Annotated in this window: 24 protein-coding genes; 11 read left to right on the top strand and 13 right to left on the bottom strand. The window is 67.4% G+C overall.

Features of this window, described 5'->3' with window-relative positions; genetic code table 11:
* Nucleotides 1–94 precede the first annotated feature (94 nt).
* The 12 genes from AC1RNP_RS02850 to AC1RNP_RS02795 all read right to left on the bottom strand — a co-directional run bounded on the left by AC1RNP_RS02850 (nt 95) and on the right by AC1RNP_RS02795 (nt 10656).
* A complete protein-coding gene (locus AC1RNP_RS02850) occupies nt 95–886 on the bottom strand; it encodes a hypothetical protein (protein ID WP_493049727.1) in 792 nt (263 codons plus the stop codon).
* Complete coding sequence (locus AC1RNP_RS02845) at nt 883–1389, bottom strand: hypothetical protein (RefSeq protein ID WP_493049726.1); 507 nt, start codon at nt 1387–1389, stop codon at nt 883–885. Before AC1RNP_RS02845 ends, AC1RNP_RS02850 begins: the two co-directional genes overlap by 4 nt.
* A complete protein-coding gene (locus tag AC1RNP_RS02840) occupies nt 1386–2783 on the bottom strand; it encodes a FliI/YscN family ATPase (RefSeq protein WP_493049725.1) in 1398 nt (465 codons plus the stop codon). The genes AC1RNP_RS02845 and AC1RNP_RS02840 overlap by 4 nt, the downstream gene beginning before the upstream one ends.
* 5 nt (nt 2784–2788) lie before the next feature.
* Nucleotides 2789–3460 (bottom strand): FliH/SctL family protein, encoded by a 672-nt coding sequence (locus tag AC1RNP_RS02835; protein ID WP_493049724.1) that lies wholly within the window; start codon nt 3458–3460, stop codon nt 2789–2791.
* Between the two features lie 4 nt (nt 3461–3464).
* Nucleotides 3465–4112 (bottom strand): hypothetical protein, encoded by a 648-nt coding sequence (locus AC1RNP_RS02830; RefSeq protein ID WP_493049723.1) that lies wholly within the window; start codon nt 4110–4112, stop codon nt 3465–3467.
* Nucleotides 4109–4405 carry a hypothetical protein gene (locus tag AC1RNP_RS02825; protein WP_493049722.1) on the bottom strand — a complete coding sequence of 99 codons (297 nt, stop codon included), beginning with the start codon at nt 4403–4405 and terminating at the stop codon, nt 4109–4111. The genes AC1RNP_RS02830 and AC1RNP_RS02825 overlap by 4 nt, the downstream gene beginning before the upstream one ends.
* Entirely contained in the window at nt 4402–5232 is an 831-nt protein-coding gene (gene sctJ / locus AC1RNP_RS02820; protein ID WP_493049721.1) for a type III secretion system inner membrane ring lipoprotein SctJ, read from the bottom strand. The genes AC1RNP_RS02825 and sctJ overlap by 4 nt, the downstream gene beginning before the upstream one ends.
* 18 nt (nt 5233–5250) lie before the next feature.
* Nucleotides 5251–5667, bottom strand: coding sequence for an EscF/YscF/HrpA family type III secretion system needle major subunit (locus AC1RNP_RS02815; protein WP_493049720.1), 417 nt, complete (start codon nt 5665–5667; stop codon nt 5251–5253).
* A gap of 117 nt (nt 5668–5784) precedes the next feature.
* The gene (locus tag AC1RNP_RS02810; protein WP_493049719.1) at nt 5785–6105 is read right to left on the bottom strand and encodes a hypothetical protein; all 321 of its coding nucleotides are present in this window, start codon (nt 6103–6105) and stop codon (nt 5785–5787) included.
* A 120-nt stretch (nt 6106–6225) separates the two neighbouring features.
* A complete protein-coding gene (locus tag AC1RNP_RS02805) occupies nt 6226–7557 on the bottom strand; it encodes an FHA domain-containing protein (protein WP_493049718.1) in 1332 nt (443 codons plus the stop codon).
* Between the two features lie 241 nt (nt 7558–7798).
* Complete coding sequence (gene sctV, locus AC1RNP_RS02800) at nt 7799–9850, bottom strand: type III secretion system export apparatus subunit SctV (protein WP_493049717.1); 2052 nt, start codon at nt 9848–9850, stop codon at nt 7799–7801.
* A gap of 332 nt (nt 9851–10182) precedes the next feature.
* Nucleotides 10183–10656, bottom strand: coding sequence for a flagellar biosynthetic protein FliO (locus AC1RNP_RS02795; RefSeq protein ID WP_493049716.1), 474 nt, complete (start codon nt 10654–10656; stop codon nt 10183–10185).
* A gap of 123 nt (nt 10657–10779) precedes the next feature.
* Here AC1RNP_RS02795 and AC1RNP_RS02790 point away from each other — a divergent pair, with 123 nt between their 5' ends.
* The 6 genes from AC1RNP_RS02790 to sctT all read left to right on the top strand — a co-directional run bounded on the left by AC1RNP_RS02790 (nt 10780) and on the right by sctT (nt 15625).
* Nucleotides 10780–11850: a sensor histidine kinase gene (locus AC1RNP_RS02790; protein ID WP_493049715.1), complete on the top strand. Its 1071-nt coding sequence runs from the start codon at nt 10780–10782 to the stop codon at nt 11848–11850.
* 3 nt (nt 11851–11853) lie between these two features.
* Nucleotides 11854–12456, top strand: coding sequence for a response regulator transcription factor (locus AC1RNP_RS02785; protein ID WP_493049714.1), 603 nt, complete (start codon nt 11854–11856; stop codon nt 12454–12456).
* Nucleotides 12449–13540: a type III secretion system cytoplasmic ring protein SctQ gene (sctQ, locus tag AC1RNP_RS02780; protein WP_493049713.1), complete on the top strand. Its 1092-nt coding sequence runs from the start codon at nt 12449–12451 to the stop codon at nt 13538–13540. The genes AC1RNP_RS02785 and sctQ overlap by 8 nt, the downstream gene beginning before the upstream one ends.
* A gap of 96 nt (nt 13541–13636) precedes the next feature.
* Nucleotides 13637–14557 carry an EscR/YscR/HrcR family type III secretion system export apparatus protein gene (locus AC1RNP_RS02775; RefSeq protein ID WP_493049712.1) on the top strand — a complete coding sequence of 307 codons (921 nt, stop codon included), beginning with the start codon at nt 13637–13639 and terminating at the stop codon, nt 14555–14557.
* Between the two features lie 13 nt (nt 14558–14570).
* Complete coding sequence (gene sctS / locus AC1RNP_RS02770) at nt 14571–14834, top strand: type III secretion system export apparatus subunit SctS (RefSeq protein ID WP_226467221.1); 264 nt, start codon at nt 14571–14573, stop codon at nt 14832–14834.
* Nucleotides 14835–14842: 8 nt separating this feature from the next.
* Nucleotides 14843–15625 (top strand): type III secretion system export apparatus subunit SctT, encoded by a 783-nt coding sequence (sctT, locus tag AC1RNP_RS02765; protein ID WP_493049711.1) that lies wholly within the window; start codon nt 14843–14845, stop codon nt 15623–15625.
* A gap of 97 nt (nt 15626–15722) precedes the next feature.
* On the opposite strand, the gene sctU is transcribed toward sctT, so the two are convergent.
* Nucleotides 15723–16805 carry a type III secretion system export apparatus subunit SctU gene (sctU, locus tag AC1RNP_RS02760; protein ID WP_493049710.1) on the bottom strand — a complete coding sequence of 361 codons (1083 nt, stop codon included), beginning with the start codon at nt 16803–16805 and terminating at the stop codon, nt 15723–15725.
* A gap of 227 nt (nt 16806–17032) precedes the next feature.
* On the opposite strand from sctU, the gene AC1RNP_RS02755 reads away from it, so the two are divergent.
* The 5 genes from AC1RNP_RS02755 (at nt 17033) to AC1RNP_RS02735 (ending at nt 22349) form a co-directional block, all read left to right on the top strand.
* A complete protein-coding gene (locus tag AC1RNP_RS02755; RefSeq protein WP_493049709.1) occupies nt 17033–17350 on the top strand; it encodes a hypothetical protein in 318 nt (105 codons plus the stop codon).
* A gap of 84 nt (nt 17351–17434) precedes the next feature.
* Complete coding sequence (locus AC1RNP_RS02750) at nt 17435–18142, top strand: hypothetical protein (protein ID WP_493049708.1); 708 nt, start codon at nt 17435–17437, stop codon at nt 18140–18142.
* A gap of 137 nt (nt 18143–18279) precedes the next feature.
* On the top strand, nt 18280–19194 hold the full coding sequence (locus tag AC1RNP_RS02745; RefSeq protein WP_493049707.1) for a hypothetical protein: 915 nt from the start codon (nt 18280–18282) through the stop codon (nt 19192–19194).
* Between the two features lie 60 nt (nt 19195–19254).
* Nucleotides 19255–22011 (top strand): glycerol-3-phosphate 1-O-acyltransferase PlsB, encoded by a 2757-nt coding sequence (plsB, locus tag AC1RNP_RS02740; protein WP_493049706.1) that lies wholly within the window; start codon nt 19255–19257, stop codon nt 22009–22011.
* Nucleotides 22008–22349: a hypothetical protein gene (locus AC1RNP_RS02735; protein ID WP_493049704.1), complete on the top strand. Its 342-nt coding sequence runs from the start codon at nt 22008–22010 to the stop codon at nt 22347–22349. Before plsB ends, AC1RNP_RS02735 begins: the two co-directional genes overlap by 4 nt.
* The last annotated feature ends 46 nt before the right edge of the window (nt 22350–22395 follow it).

Genomic DNA, 22395 nt, shown 5'->3' with positions numbered 1-22395 from the left:
AAGTTCGCGCTTTGGTACCTAGGGTGAGCCCTAGGGATGAGCCGGCAGATGTTTTGCACCGCAGCATTCCCATTCCCGCGCACATTCCCGCGAATCAGGTGTGGAAATGCGGATCGACGATCAATTCGCCCAGCTCGCTGTCGGCGAACCGCTTGGCCAGCTCCGGCGCGGCGCGGCGGATCGCGTCGTAGCTGTCGCGGGAGCGCGAATCCGCGCGCAGCACCCAGCCGGTGGCGGTCTTGCTGAGCAGCAGGTCGGTGCCCGGCAGGGTGGCGTCGGACATGCGCAGCAGCACCTGGCCGTCGCTGTGCTTGTCGGCGCTGTCGCTGGCAGCCATCTGGCGGACGTGTCTCTGGATCAGTTCGGCGAAGACCTGCGTGTTCACGGGCGTGGGCGCGGTCGGGGGCGGCCCGGCATCGCCGCGCAGGGCCATCTGGGCCTGCCAGAGGCTGGCGACGTCGGTGGAGGCGTCCGATTGCGAGGACGCATCCCGTCCGCCGCCCTTGCGATGGATTTCGTGGTCGTCCATCCGCTGTGAGACGGCGGCCTGCCGCTCGGCGCTTTCGCTCTCCTGCCCCTGGGCGGCCAGCCGCTCGGTGAGCTTGCTCTGTTCGGTCTTCGTGTTCGCCAGGCCTTGCTGCTCCTGGCGCACCGCGTTCTGCCGGTTGGTGGCACTGGTTTCGGATTGCTGTCCCGTGCGCGGCGCCTTCGGCGGCGGCGGCTCGGCCTGGCGTTGCAGGGCGGCGCGGAAGCGGTCGACGCTTTCGGCGCTGGCCTGCTGTGCGCGGTGCTGCTCGTTGCCGATGCGCTCGGCGCGGTCGAGTGCCTGCTGGTGACGGACGCGAGCGGCCTCACTGCGCCGGTCGTCGCTGCGATCGATGCTCATCGATGGTCTCCTCCTTCACTCAACTGCAGATGCCGGGCGCTGGCCAGCAGGTCCTCGGCGACGGCTTCCTCCACCCGCGCTTCCAGCGCGCGCTGTTCGCCGCGCCAGGTGTCCCGGCGCTTTTCCAGCGCTTCCTGGCGCGCCTTGGCGCGGAAGAAGGCGGTGCGGGCGTCGGCAAGCACCTGCTCGGCCTCGCGCAGTTTCTGCTGCGCCTGGGCCAGGCGCTGCTGCGCGAGGACGATGTGATTGGCGAGCAGTTCGATGTGCGCCTCGCGCTGCTCCAGCGCGATCGGCCAGGCGACACCGGGCGGCGGCGGATCAAGCAGGCGGCGGCGCTGGTCGTTGCGCGTGGCGTGCAGGTTGCGGATCTCGCCTTCGATCGCGGTGCAGGCTTCGCGACAGGCCGCGACCACGCGCTGGCATTCCAGCACGTACAGGCGCGCGGTCTCGGTGCGGTGTTCGCGCAGGCGGAGCAGCGTGGCGAGCGGGTAGCGCTTGGTCATGCGAACAACCTGCGCAACGCCTCGGACGACTGCGCGAACGGCACCAGTTCGGTCGCCGACTGCTGCAGCAGCTTGCGGATCGGGCCGATCTTGTCGATGGCGATGTCGGCATCCGGATCGGTGCCGCGCTTGTATTCGCCCAGCTGCAGCAGCAGTTCGATGTCGTTGAACTTGGCGAGGTATTTGCGCAGCTGGCCGGCGGCGCGCAGATGGGCCTGATCGACCACGCGCGGCATGGTGCGGCTCAGGGACGTGAGCACGTCGATGGCCGGGTAGTGATACGCGGCGGCGAGCTTGCGCGAGAGCACGATGTGTCCGTCGAGGATCGAACGCACTTCCTCGACGATCGGATCGCCGCCGTCCTCGTCCTCGGCCAGCACGGTGTAGAAGGCGGTGATCGAGCCCTTGTCGTTGTTGCCGGCGCGCTCGAACAGGCGCGGCATCGCGGAAAATACCGACGGCGGGAAGCCGCGTCGCGCCGGCGGTTCGCCGATGGCGAGACCGACGTCGCGCAGCGCGCGCGCGAAGCGCGTCACCGAGTCCATCAGCAGCAGCACGCGGCTGCCCTTGTCGCGGAAGTATTCGGCGATCGCGGTGCCGACCCAGGCGGCGCGGCTGCGCTCCAGCGCGGGACGATCGGAGGTGGCGACGACGATCACCGACTTCGCCAGGCCGGCCGCGCCGAGATTGTCGTGGATGAATTCGTTGACCTCGCGGCCACGCTCGCCGACCAGCACGATCACGTTGACGTCGGCGTTGCCGCCGCGCGCCAGCATGCCGAGCAGGGTGCTCTTGCCGCCGCCGGCGACGGCGAAGATGCCGATGCGCTGGCCTTCGCCGGCGGTCATCGTCGCGTCGATGGCGCGCACACCGGTGGAGAAGGGGCGTTCGATCAGGTTGCGCGACAGCGGATTGGGCGAGGCCGCGTAGATCGGCACCGGCACCGACGGGCCGATCGTGCCCTTGCCGTCGATCGGTTCGCCGTGCGCGTCGAGGATGCGGCCAAGCAGGCCGGGGCCGGCGCGCACCGCCGCCTGCTGACCGCTGGCGACGACTTCGGTGGTCGCGGCGATGCCATCGAGCGGACCGAGCGGCGTGAGCAGCGTGAGTTGCTTGGACACGCCGACCACTTCGGCGGCGAGCCGGAAATTGGGATCGCCGGCGCCCGGCGGGTTTCTCAAGTGGCACAACTCGCCGATCGAGGCCTTCAGGCCGGTGGCGCGGATCAGCGTGCCGTAGGCTTCGGCGACGCGGCCGACGCGCTCGATCGAGAGCGAATGCGCCTTGGCCAGCGCGCCGAACAGCGGGTCGTCGGCGTCGAAACCGGCGAGCTGCCCTTCAGCGACCAGAGCAGGGGGAGCGATGGACTTGTCCGCGGCTTTATCGGTACTCATCGTGCTTATCCGGAATGTTGCCCACCGGCGGCATTGGCGAGCGCGGTGCGGATGGCTTCGATCTGCTGCGCCACGCCGGCACGCACTTCGCCGGCTTCCGACACGACGACGCAGCTGAGCGGATCGAGGCTGAGATCGTCGACCAGTTCGATCACGCCGACCGCCGGATGCGCCTGACGCACCGCGCCGAGACCGGCGGCGACGCTCTCGCGCACCGACGGATGCACGCGGATCAGCAGGAACTGTTCGGCCTGCGCCGCTTCCACCGCGCGCATCACCATCGGCGGCACCACGGTCCTGGCGTCGAAGCCGGGCGCGATGCGCGCAACGATCGCACAAGCGAGATCGACCACGCGACCGCTGGCTTCGGCCAGCACGCGCGCACGCCGCTCGTTGAGCGCGGCCAGCTGTTCGGTCATCTGCTGCTCGACGCGCTTCAGGCCTTCGGCGAAGCCGGCGGCATGGCCTTGCTCGCGCGCCTGCGCGACTTCCGCGGCGGCCTGGTCGTAGAGTGCGTTGACGCGGGCCAGCAGCGTGTCGAGTTCGTCCAGGTGCGCCCAGTCCTCGGCCGGCACGACGTTGCCGGTGAGCGTGCGCTCGTACTGCTTGCGCTCGAACACGACGGCCGTGGCGCGCGAGGTAGCGTAAGCAGGGGTGGTGTTGGATTCGGACGACATCGTGTTACTGGGTTCCCGTGCGTTTTTCGTGATGGCCGGTGAGGAAGATCACCTGCTTCTCCGGCAGGTGGGCGGGCACCACGTCCTCGCGCGGCCATTGCAGCATCACCCAGTCGGCGAAGGCGGGATCGCGCGCCATCGCCCAGGCGCGCAACTCGCCGCGGCCCTGGGCGTCGAGCAGCGCGTGCAGCGCATCGTCGTCCTGCGCCGATACCGCCAGCGTGGCGTGCAGTTCGGTGCGCAGCCGTGTCGCGACGGCCTTGTCGACGTGGCCGTCCCAGACCGCCTTGTCGAGTGCGAGGAGATAGCTGTTGCCGAGCGCGCGCTTGAGGATGCGCACCGGCTCGCGCCCGACTTCGGAGCGGATCGCCGGGGCGTAGGCGAGCACGCCCAGATCGCGGATCAGCACGGCCAGACGTTCGCGCGGCCACAGCGCCGCGAGCTTGGAGATGCCGCCGTCGGCGCGCGGCGCGAACAGGTACGGCGCGGGGCCGGTCACCAGCCAGCGCGCCAGCAGGCGCTGGCCGAGATCGCTCTCGTGTGCGCGTTGCAGAAGTTTTGGGTCGAGGTCGTCGGCGGTACCACCCGTTCCGGCACCGGTGTATCGATACCATTCGGTATCGATGCCTTCGAGGAGTGCCTGGAGCGTCATTGGGGGTTACCTGTGCGGTTCTTTGTGTCGCTTTGCGTCGTGATGCGGCTTGCGGAGCCGTGCGGCCCCGCTATCGAGCGGGGCTTCGAGAACATAACGGACGCTTTGAGGGCGTCCGTCTCTTCTTCCTGATTTCTGTTGCCGTCCATGGCGGCACGTTCCGGCTTCGGTTCGTTCTGCGCTGCCATCCATGGCGCAACTCGTCTGGCTTCGGGCTGTCCGGCCCGGCCGTTCATGGCCGGGCGTTCGCAAACGCTGCGCGGCGGTGCCGCGCAAAGCGTGCGTTTGCTCACCCCTTCCACACCGGTGCCGTTTCCGGCTGTTTCGGTTGCGCCTTGCCGCCGCCGCGCAGGCGCGCGATCAGGGCGATGCCGATGGCCAGCAGCAGCACGACGCCGGCGGTGATGCCGATCGCCAGCGGGCTGATCGAGGACAGGGCGGCCGGCATCGAGCCGCTGCGGGCGATCTTCTGCGAGGCCTGCTTCTGTCCCACCGGGAAGAACTTGATCGTGACCTTGTTGACGTCCTTCAGGCCGGCGATGCCGTCCTTGATGTAGACCTTCAGGTCGGTCTCGCGATCGCTCAGGTTGACATCGGGACGATGGAAGATCATCACCGAGGCCGAGGAGTCGGGCGTCTCGCCGCTGAGCGGTTCGCGGTCCGGCAGGGCGATCGACACTTCCGCATCGACCACGCCGTTGACCTTGAGCAGCTTCTGCCGCATGCCTTCCTCAAGGCCGTAGATGTAGCGCGCCTTCTCCTCCAGCGCCGAGGACGCGAAGCTCTCCTTCTTGAAGAGTTCGCCCATCGACTCGGAGCGGCGGCGCGGCAGGCCGTTGGCGTTGAGCACCTGCATCGCACTGGGGAAGTCGCTCTGCGAGATGCTGACTTCCCAGCGCTCCTTGCTGCTGAGCGAAGGTTCCTTGGAGGCATCGATGCCGGCGCCGAGCAGCGCCGCCATCACCTGGTTGGCCTGCTGCTCGTCGAGATCGCTATACAGCGCCGACTTGCTGCAGGCCGCCAGCAGCAGGCATGCGCACAGTGCCACGACCCAGGCTTGCGGCCGCAGCATCCGCGACGACGGCATCCGCGACAACAGCCGCCATGACGACGATTTCATGCCCGTCCCCATGTCCTCTTACGACTGCTGACGGAACAGCTGCTGGATGCCGTCCGAGGTGCGGTTGGCGACGCTGGAGGTCAGCTGCGCCTTGAGCATGAACTCCTGGCACGCCACCGTCATCTCGATCATGGCGCTGGGCGTGGCCGCGAACTCGGGGCTCTTCATCTTCTCGGCCAGGGCGCCGATGTCGTTGGCGCCGCTGTTGAGGTTCTCGGCGAACGAGACCAGCGAGCGCATGCCTTCCGACGGCCCCTGCACGGCACCGACGTTCGCCGTCGCCGTCTGGTTGCCGACCGACGCGGCATTGCGGGCGGCATACGCGTCCGAGAACTGATGCACCTCGAACGCGGTCGCCTGCGGCTGTGCGGCCGGCGCGGTGGCCTGGGTGGCTTTGACAGCTTCCGCTGCGACTGCCTGGATTGCTTCTGTCATTTCAATTTCCTCAACCAAGTGAGAAAAACGCGCAGATCAAACGAGCCGGATCGGAACGCTGACAACCGCGTACCGGGACCGGTATCCCCCTCAAGCGGTGGCTCTACATCAAGCCGGTTACCTGCTTTCGGCGACCTTCTTCATCGCTTCGCTGGCGCTGGTGAGCTGGGTGTTCACGCTCGTGGACTTGAACTGCATTTCCATGGCGGCCGTGGTGACGTTGATGACGTCGGACGGCTTGTCGGCACCGGCGGACAGGGCGTCCGACAGGCTGGTGATCTTGTTGGCCTGGGCGTCGAGGGTGCTCTTGGCGCTTTCGGCCAGCGCGCGCAGCCAACCGCTGCCGCTGCTACCGCCACTGCCGCTACCGGCGGAAACGCCACCGACGGTGGCCTTGCCTACGAAACCGAGCAGTTGGCTCTGATCAATCGTGTTCATCTTGCATGTCTCCTCGTGGATAACGGTCGGTGGACCGGATTACAACGATGTGGTGATAAAGGTGATGAATCAGCGTTAAGACGGTGTGAAATCTTGTGACGGACTGCGCTTGGGACAACCTTACATCTTTTTTGACTTGTCACCGGCAGGGGTGGCGCCTGCCGACGGGGATTTGGAGCCGCTTGTCGCCGGCTTGGGATTTGCGGCGGGTTGAGGCGCCGGAGCCGCGGCGGAGGCCGGCGCGGCAGCCGGTGTCCCGGCGGCCTTGGCCTCATCCGCCAATTTCTGATCGGCCGCCGCGGCCAGTTCCTGGGCGGTCACCGGCTGCACCAGGACCCTGTGCGGCGCGCCGTCGTGGCCCAGCACCTGCGCGGTCTCGCCGATCGACAGCAGCTTGCCCAGGCCGGGGATATCGGCACCGACCGCGTAGGTCTGGCCGTCCATGCCCACCAGATGCGCATCCTTGCCGCGCACGATGGAAATGATCCGGGTCGGCGGAGGCGGCGCGCTGGCCGCGGGCGGCGGCGCGTTGGCCGGGCCCTGGCCGATGGCCAGTGCCGTCTGGTTCTTCGGCACGATGCGGGTCAGGCCGCGCACGTCGCGCATGGCCCTCGATTGCGCCACCCGCTGCAATGCGACCATGTCCGGGAAGTAGCCGGCGACCTCGACATTGCCCTCGCCCAGATAGCGGGTCTTGATGTCCACGCCGGGCAGGGTGGTGCGCAGCACTTCGCCCACGTCGGCGGCGATCTGCTCGCCGGTGCGCAGGTTCAGCGCCACCGGCAGGTCCTTCTCCTGGATGCGGCGCTGGATGCGGTCGGTGGTGGCGCGGTCGGGGACGATGCCCGACAGGGTCAGGCCGGTGCCGTCGTTGGACAGGCCACCCTTGTAGATCTGGAAGTCGTGCACCAGCGCCTTGGCCTCGGCGTCGGTATCCACCTTCTGCTTGTGTGAAGGCATCACCGCGGCGAACACCGCCAGGGCGGCCAAGGACAGCACCGCGATGGCGGCGATCATCGGCAGCCGGCGCATGCCGGCGCTGCTCACGCGCGCGGCGGCGGCGCTGAAACCGGTGTTGCCCGGTTGCAGGGTGGCCCAGCCCGGGTCGTCCTCGGTGCCGTAGGCGATCGCGGCCTCGCCGATCTGGATGCGCTGCAACGGGCGCAGCTCGACCGGATCGCCGGGGTTCAGCGGCTGGCCGTCGATGCGCAGCGGCGCGTCGAGCGCGCGCAACGAGGACACGTCGCCGAGCAGGTTGATCAAGGCGTGATGCCGGGCGACGCCGGCATCGGCCAGCACGATGTCGCAGTCCTCGCCGCTGCCGACGAGGATCATTTCGCGGGACGCCAGCGTGCGTCCCGCGCCGGCGTGCAGGCCCGACAGGATGCGCAGCACCTGCGTGCCATCCCCTTTCCCGGGGCGGGCAGTGGCATTGTCGTGGCTGGAAGACATGGTTCGACTCACTTGCGGATGATCTACCGCGGTTTGTGACTTAGCTACCTAGGGAGTTCCCGAGTCCTTCGCGTCGTGGCCGTCTTGAACATCTGTCTGCGCACGAACGATGGACCCGGTTTGCCCAATTCGGGATGAACCCGATCAACCTAAATTGGACACCGCATTCAGGCATTCCTGCCTGAATACGGGTTCGGCGCGTCCTTGTGCCGGAAACCTCGACGACCGCTCGAGGCTTCCGTCATGCATTGATCTGCCCGGCCTGCACGATGCGCAGATCGGGAGCGAGTTCCTGATACGACAGGACCGGCAGCTCGAAGAAATCCACTTCCATCAGCTTGCGCAGGTGGCGTCTCACATCCAGCGAGCACAGCAGCACCGGGCGCACGCCAGCCGCCTGCCGCGCCAGATGCGAGCGCACTTCGCTGCCCAGGCGCGCGGCCAGTTCGGGCGAGATCGCCAGCTGGCTGGCGCCGCCGGCCACGCGCACCGACTGCCGCAGCTTGTCTTCCAGTTCCGGATGGATCAGCAACACGTGCAGCGTGCGGTCGGCATCAGCATAACGATCGGCGATCTCGCGCTTCAGGGCCACGCGCACATATTCGGTGAGCAGCACCACGTCCTTCTCGCGCCCGCCGACGTCGGTGATCGCCTCGAAGGCATCGCGCAGGTTGCGCACCGGCACGCCTTCCTCGGCGAGACGGCGCAGCACGTCGGCCACGCGCTGCGGCGCGACCACGCGCAGCATTTCCTTGACCAGATCGGGGTAGTCGCGCTGCATGCGCGCGAACAGGTTCGAGGTTTCCTGGATGCCGATGAAGCTGCCCATGCGGCGCTGCAGGGCGCTGCGCACATGGTCGGCGATCACGTCCAGCGGCACGCGCGTGTCCTCGCCCGCCTCGCTCACCCACTCGCCGGCCAGCGGCGGGAAGAAGCCGGCCAGCTTGGGCGCGGCATCGCTGGCCATGCGCGGCGCGCGGAAATGCGCATCGAAGCGCAGGCGGCCGGACGCGACACGGGCGCCATGCGCGCTGAGGCGATATTCGCCTTCGCCGAGCGCTTCGTTCGCGCGCACCTGCGGCATCGGCACCGGTACGCCAAATTCCTCGCGCATCTTCTGCGTGATCTCGGCGATGCGCGCACGCACGGGTTCGTTGCCACCGCCGACCGACAGCGCCGGCGCCAGTTCGAGCAGCAGCGGCGCGGGCGGGGCGAGGTCCTCGGCTTCGGCCGGCTTGTGCACGCCCGCCACTTCCTCCTCGGTGACGCGGAAGGCGCGGCGCAGCAGTTCGAAATGATGGCGATAGCGCCAGGCCGACATCGTCAGCAGCGCGACGCCCAGCACCAGGAACACCTGCCAGGGGAATCCCGGCACGAACATCATCAGCAAGGCCAGGCAGCCGGTGATCAGCATCACGCGCGGCTGTCCGGAGATCTGCCGGGTGATCGCCTCGCCGAGATGCCGGTCGTCCTGCTCGCCCGCGGTGCGCGTCACCACCAGGCCCGCGGCGATCGTGGCGAGGATGGCGGGAATCTGCGACACCAGGCCGTCGCCGATGGTGAGGATGCTGTAGGTGTGCGTCGCGGTGCCGAGGTCCATGCCATGTTGCAGCACGCCGACCGCCAGACCGCCGAGCAGGTTGATGATGATGATGACGATGCCGGCGATGGCATCGCCCTTCACGAACTTCATGGCGCCGTCGAGGCTGCCGTGCAGCTGGCTTTCCACTTCCAGCAGGCGGCGCTTGCGGCGCGCCTCGTCCTTGTCGATCAGGCCCGAGCGCAGGTCCGAGTCGATCGACAGCTGCTTGCCGGGCATGGCGTCGAGAGTGAAGCGCGCGGCCACTTCCGCCACGCGCTCGGCGCCCTTGGCGACGACGATGAACTGCACCACGGTGATGATCATGAACACCACCAGGCCGACCACCAGATTGCCGCCGGCCACCATGGTGCCGAAGGTGTTGACGATGTGGCCCGCCTCGGCGTTGAGCAGGATCGAGCGCGTGATCGCTATCGACAGCGCGAGCCGGAACAGCGTGGTCAGCAGCAGCACGCTCGGGAAGCTGGAGAACGCGACCGGCGTGGGGATGTAGATCGACAGCAGCAGCAGGCCGAAGCCGATCGAGATGTTGAACGCCACCAGGATGTCGATCGCGATCAACGGCAGCGGCAGGATCATCACGCTGATGATCGTCACCGCCGCGAAGGCGAGGACGATGTCGCTGTAGCCGGTGCGCAGGCGCGGCCCGGTCCCGGCCGGGGCGGCCATGATGGAATCGATCAGCGAGCGCATGGGCGGTCTCCGCGGACGTCGGTCGTTGCGAAAGCGTGGCCTACGCGCAGAGGCTGCCCCGGACCTGATCCGGAGACGTCGGCATCCGGGCACGCCCGGAAAGAAAGAGAAACCGTAACGCCTCGCCCTGCGGCGAGATCGCGAACCTGGCGCATTCTTCCCCTGACCTCATGCGTCACAAATTGGCGAATTACGATATACCGCCAGCGCGCCGAAGACGTGAAGATGGCGTGACGATGGCGCGACAATGCCCACTGCGCTCATCTAAATGAATTCGAGGCCCGGGCCTGAGTCGGGGCAGGGTGAAATTCCGGACTTGGCATCACAAAATCTTAACGTGAGCGGGGTATACCGGTGCCCTCGACCGCAGGGGGGGCTGCCGGTTCGGGGGTCTCCGGCGCGACCAGATCGCCGGGGTCGAGGTCCGTGAGGAATGTCACCCCTTGGCCCGCCACTCCCACGGCGAACACCCGCCCGGACCGTGATTTGACCAGCACGATCCGCTCCCTCGGGCCCACGGGAAGAATCTGTAGGATCGTCAGCGGGGTGGCGTTCTGCCCGGTCAGGCCGAAACGTCTCCGCGCGACATGCAGCACGGCAAACAGGGCGAGAATGATCAAAGCCAGCGGCAGCACAATCCCGAGCAGTTCACCCGTCATGGACGGGGTGTCAGCCGGTGCGCCCGCCGCCGGCGTTGAGGCGGTGACGGCGGCCAGCACCGGGCCGGCCCAGCCGCAGACCAGGGGGATGAGGATGGCCGGCAACCACGACCGGGACACTCGGTTTTGCGAACGATTCTGGAGCATGGGACCCGGCGGGGCGGAGCGGAAACGCGGCGATTACCGTAGCAGGGCCGCGCGCTGTCGTCTGCCACGCCGCCGTCCGCAGGGCGGTGCGCGGCCGGGACGGCCGGTATCGGTAGTCGCGCCATGACCGCGCCTCGCGCCAGGCCGCACCCCGTCGCCGGCCCCGGCCCGCTGCTGGAAGCCGTGCCGTTCGCCTGCGCCGCCTACGCGGACAAGGACGGCGCCCTGGTGGCGGCCAACCAGCGCTTCCTCGATGCCTTCTCGGCCCTGCCCGAGCACGTCCGCCGCGACGCCCTGCTCACCGCCCTGCACGCCGACGTCGTCGGCGCCGGTGCGCCGCCGCAGGACGTGCACACCCCGCACAGCGGACGCTGGTACGCGCTGCACTGGGGCGAGGCCGAGCACGACGGGCAGGCGCTGTCGGTGCTCACCGCGGTCGACATCAGCGAACGCATCGAGGCGCTGGATTCGCGCAAGAGCCAGCAGGAGAAGCTGCTGTTCACCTCGCGCATGATGTCGGTCGGCGAGATGGCGGCCACGCTCGCGCACGAGTTGAACCAGCCGCTGGCGGCGATCATGAATTACTTGAACGGCAGCCTGCGCCTGGTCGGCCAGGCCGGCGGCCCGGCGCAGGTCGAGCGCGCGCTCACCGCCGCGCGCACGCAGGCCGAGCACGCCTCGGCGGTGATCGCGCGCGTGCGCGAGTTCGTGCGCGCACGCGAGCCCAAGCGCAGCGAGCAGGACGTCAGCGTGATGGCCGCCACCGTGATGGAATTGCTGCGCCTGGAAGCCGAACGCCTGCAATTGCGCATCGACGTGCTGCTGGCGCCCTCGCTGCCGCCGGTGTACGCCGATCGCGTGATGATCGAGCAGGTGCTGCTGAACCTGACCAAGAACGCGATCGAGGCGATGCGCGAGGTACCGGCCACGCAGCGCGAACTGCGCATCGAGGGCCGCGTCAATCTCGACGACGAGGTGGAAGTGCGCGTCGCCGATCGCGGCGCCGGCCTCACGTCCGCGCAACAAGGCCAGCTGTTCTCGCCGTTCTTCACCACCAAGAACGACGGACTCGGCATCGGGCTGGCGATTTGCCGCTCGATCATCGAGTATCACAAAGGACGGCTATTCTTCGAACCGCGCGAGGGCGGCGGCAGCATCTTCGGTTTCACCCTCCCGCGATTTGGCGAGAGGTGATCCATGAGTGAAGCGCGCATCTATCTGGTCGACGACAACGACGGTTTCCGCGATTCCACCGCGTGGCTGCTGGAAACGGCGGGATTCGAGGTGCAGGCCTTCGCCTCCGGCCCGGCCTTCCTGGAGGCGCAGGCGGGCACGCGCCCGGCCGACGCGTCCGAATGCCTGATCTCCGACATCCGCATGCCGGAAATGAGCGGCCTGCAATTGCAGGAAGAGCTGCTGCACCGCGGCATCGCGCTGCCATTGGTGTTCGTGACCGCGCACGGCGACGTGCCGCTGGCGGTGGAGGCGATGCGCAAGGGCGCGTCCAACTTCCTCGAAAAGCCCTTCGACGACGAAGCCCTGATCGAAGCCATCCGCGCCGCGCTGGTCAACGCGCGCAACCGCCACGCCGGCGGCGCGCAGGCCGACTGCCTGGCCAAGCTGAGCCCGCGCGAACGCCAGGTGCTCGACCTCGTGGTGGCCAGCAAGCCGAACAAGATCATCGCCGACGTGCTCGGCATCAGCATCAAGACCGTGGAACTGCACCGCGCGAACATGATGAACAAACTCGGGGTACGCTCGCTGCCCGAATTGATGAAGGTGGCGCTGGGCCATGGGTAACGCCGCAGCTGTGACACAAGACGCACAGCAAGCCGCATCGCTGCGCGGACGCATCCCGACACTGCGCCCGCTGCAGGCGCAGGCATTGCGGCGCTTCTTCGGCAGCGCGCAGCGCTGGTTCCTCAACGATGGCGGCATGCTCACGTTCTGGCCGGGCGCGGCCGGCACCGCCGCCGAAACCTTCCACGTGGACGCCGACGGCACCGTGCTGCCGCTGCGCCTGGATGCAGGCGCGCCGCTGCAACCGGGCCTGCGCTGGAGCGACTACAGCGGACGCTCGCGCATGCTGGCCTGGAGCCTCGCGCACGAACCGCAGCTGATGCGTCTGAGCGAAGGGCTCGGCATCTCGCTGCTGCCGGTGGAGTCGGCGCCGCCCGAGGACGGCGACGCGCTCTGGTTCAGTTTCTCCATCGACGACGAGCCCGCCGAGGGCGGCGCGCCGCAGCCGGCGCGCACGCGCGGCGCGATCCGCTTCCCGACCGCGTGGCTGGATCGCCTGCTGGCGCGCGCCGAACCGGTCTACGCCGACGATCCGCTGCCCGAGGTCACGCAGTGGCTGGATCTGCCCGCGCAGGTGACGTTGGAATGCGCCGGCCCGGTCCTCGATCAGGACGAGTGGGACGAACTGCAGCCCGGCGACGTGATCCTCGCCGGCAACCGCCGCGCGCCGCCGGTGTTCGAAGCCCATGCCCGCGGCCGCGCCTGGCCGCTCGCGCCCACGCCGGGAGGCTGGCGCGTCGAAGCCGAGGCCAGGACGGTGACCATACCACCCGCTTTCCTACGAGATGCTCCGGAGCTTTCCATGACGATGAACGAATCCGACCTTCCCGAAGAAGACGGCGGCGAAGCCGCCGTCGAAGATCATCCGGCGCGCCGCCTGCCGGTGCAGGTGGTGTTCGACATCGGCCAGATCGAGTTGACGGTGGGCGATCTCGCTTCGCTGCAACCGGGCTACGTGTTCGCGCTGCCTTCGCATCTGGAAGGCGCCAACGTGACCATCCGCGCCAACGGCAGCCGTGCCGGACGCGGCGAAATCGTGGCTGTGGGCGACACGCTCGGCGTGCGGTTGTTGGCGTGGGGTTGATAGCCTCTGCCCGTCATTCCCGCGAAGGCGGGAATGACGGGTAAAAAATTCGACCTCGTACATTCCCTTTGACGCGCAAAGGCAGGCCCTGACCTTATGGATTTCAGCACCCTCGACCCGGCACTCATCCTGGTGACCGTCGTCAGCCTGGCGCTGGCGCCATTCGTGGCGGTGATGGTCACCTCGTTCACCAAGATAGTGGTCGTGCTCAGCCTGCTGCGCAACGCGCTCGGCCTGCAGCAGGTGCCGCCGAACGTGGTCATCAACGGCCTGGCGATCGTGCTGTCGATCTATGTGATGTATCCGGTGATCCTCGACACCAACGCCGCGATCGAGGCACGCAAGCAGGGATTGCCGCCGCCGGCGACCTCCATCATCACCACGCCGCCCGCGCAGAGCGCGCCGCCGCCGCAAGCGCAGACGCCGCCACCGGCGGCGGTTCCGAGTTCGCCCGCGGCCGCGGCGGGCGAGCAGGCCGAGGCCGAAGCCGTCGTCAACGCCGAGCAGAACGCCCAGGATCCTTTCGCCAACGTCACCGACGGCAGCCCGGCAGCGCCGGCTGCGCCCGCCGCCAATGCGGCACCGCCCCCGCAGGCGACGCTGCCGCCCTTGCCTGCCAAGGGCGTGGAACGCCTGCTCGCCCTGGCGCAGGCCGGCAAGGAACCGCTGCGCGGCTTCCTGCTCAAGCATTCGCACGACGCCGAGCGCGAGTTCTTCCTGCAGAGTGCGCAACGCCTGCTGCCGCCGGCCAAGCGCAACGACATCACCGCCAACGATTTCATCGTGATCATTCCGGCCTTCACCGTCAGCGAACTGACGGCGGCGTTCCAGATCGGCTTCCTGATCTTCCTGCCGTTCCTGATTATCGATCTGGTGGTGTCCAACATCCTGCTCGCGCTCGGCATGATGATGCTCTCGCCGACCACGGTGTCGCTGCCGTTCAAGCTGCTGCTGTTCGTGCTGATCGACGGTTGGGCGAAGCTCGTGCACGGGCTCGTGCTGACTTACGGGAACTGAGAGGACCAATTCCATGGGCGAAGTCCTCGAACTCACCAAACAAGCACTCTGGCTGACGCTGATTCTTTCAGGCCCGCCGGTCGGCGCGGCCGCATTGGTCGGCTTGCTGGTGGCCTTCCTGCAGGCGGCTACGCAATTGCAGGAACAGACGTTCGCCTACGCGCTGAAGTTCTTCACGATCGTGGTCACGCTGTTCGTCACCGCGGCGCTGATCGGCGGCACGCTGTACACCTTTGCTGATCGTTTGTTTCTCGATTTCCCTGGCATGGTGCGCTGAGCCGAACCGTGCAGTACGAATTGCTCGGCAATCCCCTCCTCGCGCTCGGGTTGACCCTGCCGCGCGTGATCGGCGCGTTCCTGATGCTGCCGCTGATCACCGCCGAGAACATGCCGGCGCTGGTGCGCAACAGCTTCCTGGTGAGCCTGGCGATCGTCGCCCTGCCGGTCGCGCTCGCGGGTCTGCCGGCCGGCGGCATGCCCGTCACCGACATGGTGCCGATCCTGCTCAAGGAACTGTTCCTCGGCATCGCGCTGGGCTTCTGCTTTGGCATCGTGTTCTGGGCGATCGGCGCGGCCGGCAACATCCTCGACACGCAGATCGGCATGAGCATGGCCTCGATCATGGATCCGATCCAGGGTCATCAGTCGTCGCTGCACGGACAGTTCCTATCGCAGCTGGCGGCGTGGCTGTTCATGGCCAGCGGCGCGTTCCTGATCTTCCTCGATCTGCTGATGTCGAGTTATTCGGTGTGGCCGGTCACCTCGTTCTGGCCGAACCTGCATCCCGGCGGCCTGTCCGCCTTCGTCGGCCAGTTCGGCTACATGATGACCGCGGCGCTGCTGCTGGCCGCGCCGGCGATGGTGATCCTGCTGATCATCGACATCTCCTTCGGCCTGGTGAACCGCTACGCGCCCTCGCTCAACGTGTTCGCGATGACGCTGCCGATCAAGGCGTGGCTGGCAACGGCGATCATCCTGCTGCTGCTTGGTTCGCTGGTGGAGTTCGTGCTGAGGCGGCTGGGCGACCAGCATGGGTTCCTGGAGATGCTGCAGAAGGTCTTCGGGTAGGGCGGGCCTCGGCCCGCCATTGCCATCGCAACGCGCCTGCCATTTCGCCGGAAGCTGCCGCCGACGGAATCATGGCGATGGCGGGCCAAGGCCCGCCCTACTCGCTCCCCGTCTCTTCGCCGCGATTGCGCCGCACGCTCTCCGCCCAGTGCAGCACTTCAGCCACGGCTTCGAAGAATTCGTCGCTGATGTAGTGGTCGAGTTCGATCTTCTCGTTCAACCCGCGCGCCAGTTCGATGTTCTGCAGGATCGGGATGCCGGCTTCCTCGGCCGCCTTCTTGATCTGCTCGGCGTCGTAATCCTCACCCTTGGCGACCACGATCGGCAGGTCGTCGACACCGTGTTCGTACTGCAGGGCGATGGCGATGTGGGTGGGATTGGTCACGACGACGTTGGCTCCGCGCACGGCGTTGAGCATGTTCTGCTGCGACCACTCCTGATGCAACTGGCGGCGCCGCGATTTGATGTAGGGATCACCTTCGTTCTCCTTCACCTCCTGGCGGATGTCGCGCCGGCTCATGCGCAGCTTCTTGGTGTAGGTGAACTTCTGGTACCAGACATCGAGCGCGGAGACGAAGAAGAACACGAAGATCGTCCACACGCCGATGCGCACCAGCGCGTACCAGACCGCCGAGCCGATCGCGATCGGCGGCGAGCCGATCAGCCGCAGCAGCGACGGCAACATGCCCCAGAGCACGACGCCGCCGATGAAGAGCAGGAAGGCGCTCTTGATGATCGATTTCACCAGCTCGACCAGGTTGTCGAGCGTGAACATCTTCTTGAGGCCCTCGACCGGATTCATCTGGTCGAGCTTGGGCGCCAGCTTCTTCATCGACAGGATCGGCCCGACCTGCAGGAATTCCACCAGCACGCCCAGGAACAGCGCCAGCACCAGCAGCGGCAGAGTCAGCCACAGCAGCACGTCGAAGGCGCCGGCGGCCACTTCGCGCACGGCGGTATCGAATGGCTTGCCGATCGCACTGAAGCTGAGCTCGAACAGCTCCTGCAGCTTGCCGTACATGAACCCCATCATCAGCCAGCCGCCCACCAGCCAGCCGAGCACGAGCACGGTGCTGGTCAGCTCCTTGCTCTTGGCGACATTGCCTTCCTTGCGGGCGTCGCGGATCTTTTTCTGGGTAGGCGGTTCGGTCTTGTCGGCGCCCTGGTCCTTGTCGGCCATGCGGGCTCACCTGTGGAAGCAATGGCCGCGGCAGGCTAGCATGACCCGTGTGCCCGGACCCCGTTGCGCGGCCGGTGCCTGAACGCCAGGCAAGGCGAGGGCTCCGCGCCGGCGGCAAGGCTCGACATCTAGGGTTACCCCTAGCTGCCCCGGCCCTGGCCGCCGCGATAAATTCCCTCCATCGCCGCCAATGCGGCCATTGCCAGGTTCCCCCGAACTCTCTGTCCATGAGCGGTATCAGCAGCCCGACCGATCCTCGCCTCACCGCACCCGGCCTCGACCAGGTGCATGGGCAGGTCGCGCTCGACCCGCAGCAGCAGGGACTCGTCCAGGATCCAGGCCTCCAGCCGGCACCGGCCGCGGTCCAGGACGCCGGCGAAGGCATCCTCCAGGCCCGCGCCTGGGATCAGGAAGGCCCGCACCATCTCGACAGCGAACCGGATCTGCAGGCGCAATTCAGCGCCCTGTCCCTGGCCGACGCCGCCGCGCAGGCCCCCGAAGCGATCGCCGCACCGCTGGAACAGCCGGCCGTCGACGCGGCCTGAGCCGCCACCCCTGATGAAGCTCTAGACTGGCGGCCTTCCAGCCGCCATTAGCTTTTCATTGATTCGCTTCATTCCGCATTCCCCATGACCGACATTCCATCCCCCGCCGCCCTGCGATCGGCCGCCAGCCGTTTGGTGGCCGTGCTCGGCGCGCACGAGGATCCGGAATACCGGCTCGCGGTGCTCAAGCGGCTGGCGCGGCGGATGGGCGAAGCAAGCCATTCGGAAGCGGGCTATCCCCTGTTCCTGCGCGTGCTCGGCGTGATCGCCGAAAGCGACGACGACGATGCCAAGCGCCTGCTCGCCGAAACCTTCGGCACCGCGCTGCGGCGCATGGACATGCCCGGCGGCGCGCTGAACTCGTGGGGCGCGACGCGGGTGCCGGACAGCGGCGAGCTGCTGTCGGCCGGTCCGCTGTCGGGCAACGTCTTCTCAGGCCAGTTCTTCGGCGCCACGCCACAGCGCATGCTAGGGCCGGTGGAATACCTCACCGTCTGGTATCTGCAGCGCACGCAGCGCATCGCGCTCGGCGCCGACGCCTTCCGCACCACGCTGGCGCGGCTGATCGCGCTGTTCAATCACAGCGACGACGCTCGCGCCCTGTATCCGCAGAAGCTCGCCGCCGACGCGCAGAACGAACTGGAAGGCGCCTACACCCGCGCCACCCGCGAGCGGCTGGCGACGATCGCGGCGGCATGGAAGGCCGGCAAGACGCCGGAGGAAGTGGCCGAGGCCGCGGTCGAGATTCCGCTGACCGACAGCCCGCGCGACTGGGTGGTGCGCGACCTGTAACCACACCTCGCACGGCGCGCGCGCAGAATCCCAGCTCTGAGAATCCCGTTCTGAAGAATCCCGATTCTGCGAGGCGGGTCCTTGCCGGCTCGCGGGGGCGCCGCCAAGATGCCCCGCCCAGGGGGAGAAGCTGCCGCATGCGACATCGATTCCGGAGACTCGCGTTCTCTGCCGCATGGCTGCTGCTCGTCTGCGCCACCGCCTGCCAGCGCCAACCCGACGGCCACACGACGACAACGCAGACGCCACCGGGCGCCGAACGCCCGGCGCAAGCCGTCACTCAGCTGACCCGCCACCTGCGCGACAACGACCTGGCCGCCTTCGCACGCGATGCCGTGCCGCCGACCGTGCATGCGCAACTTGAAACCGCCTGGCGCGAAGGCCGCACGCGCTGGCCGCTCGACGAGCTGCCGCTGGGCGAACGCATCCCGCAGCTGCTCGCGACGCTGACCAGACCCGGCTCGGAAACCCGCCTGCGCGCCGACTTCAATCGCCAGTTCGCCAACGCCGACGCCGAACTGAAATCCACCGCCGCCACCCTCGGCCTGTTCACCGCGCAATACGTGCGCAACGAAGGCGACTTCAGCGAAAGCGAGCGCGAGCATTACAGCCAGCTCATCGTCGCCGCCACGCGCTGGGCGCAGGCCGCACCACTGTCCGACCCGGAACGGGCGAAGGCCGCGATCCCCCTGCTGGCCGCGACAGCGCGCAAGACCGGGCTGGCCATGGAAGCGGACTTCGCCCGCCTCGGCATGCAGGACAGCCTGCGCCGGCTCACGGAATTCTCCCGGGTCTGCAAGCAAGTGTTGACCGGCTACGGGCTCGACATCGACGCCGGCCTCGACACCCTCGACGCCACCTTGCAGTCGCAAACCGGCGACACCGCCCAGATCCGCATGCGCTACCACTTCGCCGGACAGCCCATCGACGCGGTGGTGGGCGTGGAGCGCATCGATGGGCGCTGGTACGTCAGCGATTTCCTGCGGCATGCGAAAGCGGCCGTCGCGATAACCGCGCCGCCCGCCGCCGGCACGGCCAAAACCTCGGGTTGAGCCCTCCCAGTTCACGGCAAGCGCTTCGGCACGGGAGAGCCCACCCCCGGCTTCGGCATAATGCCGCCAATGCCAACCCAGCCCAACCTGTTCGATCCCGATCCGACCCCGCCGTCCGGCACCACCGAGCCGGCGCAGGCCGAGACGCCCCGCGCCGACGCCTCCGTCCCACAAGCTGGTGAGACGCACGACGACCCGGCCGCCTCCGAGCCCCCGCAAGCCGACGGCGACGGCGAGGGCGAGGGCGACTCCGCCCAGCCGCCCCCCGCGCCGCCCGAGCGGCCCGACGTCCGCGTGCGCCGGCCCTGGTGGATCCGGCTGCTCGGCAGATTCCTCAGCCCCTGGATCGAACTGAAGATCGAACCGCAGGCCCCGCGTGATCTCATCGGCGAACGCCCGGTCTGCTACGTCCTCGAGGACTACGGCCTGTCCAACGCGCTGCTCCTCGACCGCGCCTGCCGCGAGGCCGGCATGCCCTCGCCGCTGAGCCCGCTGCCGGGCGATCCGCTCGGCCGCAAGCGCGCCTACCTCGCGCTGTCGCGGCGCAGCGCCGGCAGCATGCTCAGCTACCTGGCCGTGACCGGCGAGCCGCTGCCGACCAAGGCCAAAACCCACTCCGAATCCCTGGCGCGTCTGCTGGAAGCCCACCGTGCCGATCCGGCGCTGGATGTGCAGCTGGTGCCGGTGTCGATCTTCGTCGGCCAGGCGCCGGACCGCAGCAGCGGCTGGTTCTCGGTGCTGTTCTCGGAAAACTGGACCCTGGTCGGCCGCTTCCGCCGCCTGCTGGCGATCCTGCTCAACGGCCGCAACACGCTGGTACAGTTCGCCGCGCCCGTCGACGTGCGTGGCATCCTCGCCGAGGCGCTGCCGCCCGAACGCACGGTGCGCAAGCTCTCGCGCATCCTGAGGACGCACTTCAACCGCATCCGCGAAGCGGTGATCGGCCCCGACCTGTCGACGCGGCGCCTGCTGATCGACAAGGTGCTCTCCTCCGATCCGGTGAAGGACGCGATCGCCGCCCAGGCCAAGCGCGACAACAGCAGCATCGAGGAAGCGTGGAAGAAGGCCTACGCGATGGCCTACGAGATCGCCGCCGATTACTCGCACCCGGTGGTTCGTTCGCTGAGCTTCATCCTCACGCCGGTGTGGAACACGATCTACCGCGGCGTGCTGGTGCATCACCTCGATGCGCTGAAGGCGGCCGCGCCCGGCCATGAAGTGGTGTACGTGCCGAGCCACCGCAGCCACATGGACTACCTGCTGCTGTCGTACCTGCTCTACACCAAGGGCGTGGTGCCGCCGCACATCGCCGCCGGCATCAACCTCAACCTGCCGGTGATCGGCACGATCCTTCGCAAGGGCGGCGCGTTCTTCCTGCGTCGCAGCATCAAGGGCAGCCCGCTGTATTCGGCGATCTTCAGCGAATACGTCGCGCAACTGGTGGCCGGCGGCTATTCGATCGAATACTTCATCGAAGGCGGGCGCTCGCGCACCGGCCGCCTGCTGCAACCCAAGGGCGGCATGATCGCGATGACGGTGCGCGGCTACCTGCGCCAACCGATCCGGCCAGTGCTATTTCAGCCGGTCTACATCGGCTACGAAAAGCTGATGGAGGGCGGCAGCTATCTCGAAGAGCTGAGCGGCAAGCCGAAGGAGAAGGAATCGATCTGGGCGCTGCTGTGGGGCATCCCGCAGGTGCTGCGGCAGAACTACGGCCAGGTGGTGGTGAATTTCGGCGAACGCATCCCGCTCGCCGACATGCTCACCCAGCACGCGCCGGAGTGGGACGGACAGCCGCTGTCGGAAGACGAAAAGCCGCAGTGGCTGTCGAACACCATCGACGCACTGGCGCAGCGCATCAACATCAACGTCAACCGCGCCGCCGACGTCAATCCGATCAACCTGCTGGCCCTCGCCTTGCTCTCCACGCCCAAGCACGCGATGGGCGAGGCCGATCTGCGCGAACAGATCGCGCTGTCGAAGACGCTGCTGCAGGACGTGCCGTACAGCGACTTCGTCACCGTGACGCCGCACGCACCCGAGGACATCATCGCCCACGGCGAGGAGATCAAGGTGCTGGAACGCGTCAGCCATCCGCTCGGCGACGTGCTCACGGTCGACGAGGACACGTCGGTCCTGCTGTCGTACTTCCGCAACAACGTCATCCACCTGTTCACCGCCGCCAGCTGGATCGCCTGCTGCTTCCAGCACAATCGCCGCATGGCGCGCAACAGCCTGCAGCGCATCGGCCGCAGCGTGTATCCGTTCCTGCAGTCCGAACTGTTCCTGCCCTGGGACGAGGACGGCTTCGCCGATCGTATCGGCCGCACCATCGACGTGTTCGTGCGCGAAGGGCTGCTGGAACAAGTCGGCGATGACGACGGCGGCATCCTCGCGCGCAACGCCGGACAATCCGACGAAGTGTTCCGCCTGCGCGCCATCGGCCATCCGCTGCAGCAGGCGTTCGAGCGCTACTACATCGCCATTTCCGTGCTGGCCAAGAACGGCCCCGGCGCACTCGGCGCGGGCGAGCTGGAAAGCCTGTGCCAACTCGCCGCGCAACGCCTGTCGCTGCTGTACGCGCCGGCGGCACCGGAATTCTTCGACAAGGGCCTGTTCCGCAGCTTCATCCAGAAACTGCGTGAATTGAAGCTGGTGTGGCTGGACGAGAACAGCAAACTGGTGTTCGACCAACGCCTGGATACCTGGGCGAAGGACGCCAAGGTGATCCTCGGCCGCGAGTTGCGCCACACCATCGAGAAAGTGAGTCCGGAGGCGGCGAAGCCGGAGCCGGAACCTGATCTGATGGCGTCGTGAGCCGACTCGATTCAAAACCGGTCAGGGCAACTCGCGATCCTGCAGTGATCGCGGCCTGGGAGCAGGCTGTCCTAGCTCACAAAGTCAAGCATAGATATCTGCAACCCGCGCTGATGATCGGCATGTTGGTGAGTTTCATCCTGATATTCAAAATCGCTTATCTCATTTTTCTATTTTTCTTTCTCTTCGCGGCCCTGATCCTAGTACGTATGTTGGAAAAGCACGCACTTGTCTGCCCGCATTGCGCACGCAATCCCGTTTCATTGTTCGGCCGCGAGTCTTCGCTCGATGCCGAGTTCTGCAAGCATTGCCTGTACTGGCTGAGACCACCTTTTTGAATCCTCGTTCACCGACATGGTACGAATGCGGATGGTAGTGTGTGTG

The sequence above is a fragment of the Luteimonas sp. GW821-FHT14E02 genome, assembly GCF_058803905.1.
The sequence above is the reverse complement of the archived record's forward strand: the minus strand, read 5'-3'. Positions and strand labels throughout refer to the sequence as shown.

What these genes read in the sequence shown, in the direction of transcription:
- AC1RNP_RS02850 (WP_493049727.1), bottom strand. Translation starts at nt 886, where the DNA reads ATGAGCATCGATCGCAGCGACGACCGGCGCAGTGAGGCCGCTCGCGTC.
- AC1RNP_RS02845 (WP_493049726.1), bottom strand. Translation starts at nt 1,389, where the DNA reads ATGACCAAGCGCTACCCGCTCGCCACGCTGCTCCGCCTGCGCGAACAC.
- AC1RNP_RS02840 (WP_493049725.1), bottom strand. Translation starts at nt 2,783, where the DNA reads ATGAGTACCGATAAAGCCGCGGACAAGTCCATCGCTCCCCCTGCTCTG.
- AC1RNP_RS02835 (WP_493049724.1), bottom strand. Translation starts at nt 3,460, where the DNA reads ATGTCGTCCGAATCCAACACCACCCCTGCTTACGCTACCTCGCGCGCC.
- AC1RNP_RS02830 (WP_493049723.1), bottom strand. Translation starts at nt 4,112, where the DNA reads ATGACGCTCCAGGCACTCCTCGAAGGCATCGATACCGAATGGTATCGA.
- sctJ (WP_493049721.1), bottom strand. Translation starts at nt 5,232, where the DNA reads ATGAAATCGTCGTCATGGCGGCTGTTGTCGCGGATGCCGTCGTCGCGG.
- AC1RNP_RS02815 (WP_493049720.1), bottom strand. Translation starts at nt 5,667, where the DNA reads ATGACAGAAGCAATCCAGGCAGTCGCAGCGGAAGCTGTCAAAGCCACC.
- AC1RNP_RS02810 (WP_493049719.1), bottom strand. Translation starts at nt 6,105, where the DNA reads ATGAACACGATTGATCAGAGCCAACTGCTCGGTTTCGTAGGCAAGGCC.
- AC1RNP_RS02805 (WP_493049718.1), bottom strand. Translation starts at nt 7,557, where the DNA reads ATGTCTTCCAGCCACGACAATGCCACTGCCCGCCCCGGGAAAGGGGAT.
- sctV (WP_493049717.1), bottom strand. Translation starts at nt 9,850, where the DNA reads ATGCGCTCGCTGATCGATTCCATCATGGCCGCCCCGGCCGGGACCGGG.
- AC1RNP_RS02795 (WP_493049716.1), bottom strand. Translation starts at nt 10,656, where the DNA reads ATGCTCCAGAATCGTTCGCAAAACCGAGTGTCCCGGTCGTGGTTGCCG.
- AC1RNP_RS02790 (WP_493049715.1), top strand. Translation starts at nt 10,780, where the DNA reads ATGACCGCGCCTCGCGCCAGGCCGCACCCCGTCGCCGGCCCCGGCCCG.
- AC1RNP_RS02785 (WP_493049714.1), top strand. Translation starts at nt 11,854, where the DNA reads ATGAGTGAAGCGCGCATCTATCTGGTCGACGACAACGACGGTTTCCGC.
- sctQ (WP_493049713.1), top strand. Translation starts at nt 12,449, where the DNA reads ATGGGTAACGCCGCAGCTGTGACACAAGACGCACAGCAAGCCGCATCG.
- AC1RNP_RS02775 (WP_493049712.1), top strand. Translation starts at nt 13,637, where the DNA reads ATGGATTTCAGCACCCTCGACCCGGCACTCATCCTGGTGACCGTCGTC.
- sctS (WP_226467221.1), top strand. Translation starts at nt 14,571, where the DNA reads ATGGGCGAAGTCCTCGAACTCACCAAACAAGCACTCTGGCTGACGCTG.
- sctU (WP_493049710.1), bottom strand. Translation starts at nt 16,805, where the DNA reads ATGGCCGACAAGGACCAGGGCGCCGACAAGACCGAACCGCCTACCCAG.
- AC1RNP_RS02755 (WP_493049709.1), top strand. Translation starts at nt 17,033, where the DNA reads ATGAGCGGTATCAGCAGCCCGACCGATCCTCGCCTCACCGCACCCGGC.
- AC1RNP_RS02750 (WP_493049708.1), top strand. Translation starts at nt 17,435, where the DNA reads ATGACCGACATTCCATCCCCCGCCGCCCTGCGATCGGCCGCCAGCCGT.
- AC1RNP_RS02745 (WP_493049707.1), top strand. Translation starts at nt 18,280, where the DNA reads ATGCGACATCGATTCCGGAGACTCGCGTTCTCTGCCGCATGGCTGCTG.
- plsB (WP_493049706.1), top strand. Translation starts at nt 19,255, where the DNA reads ATGCCGCCAATGCCAACCCAGCCCAACCTGTTCGATCCCGATCCGACC.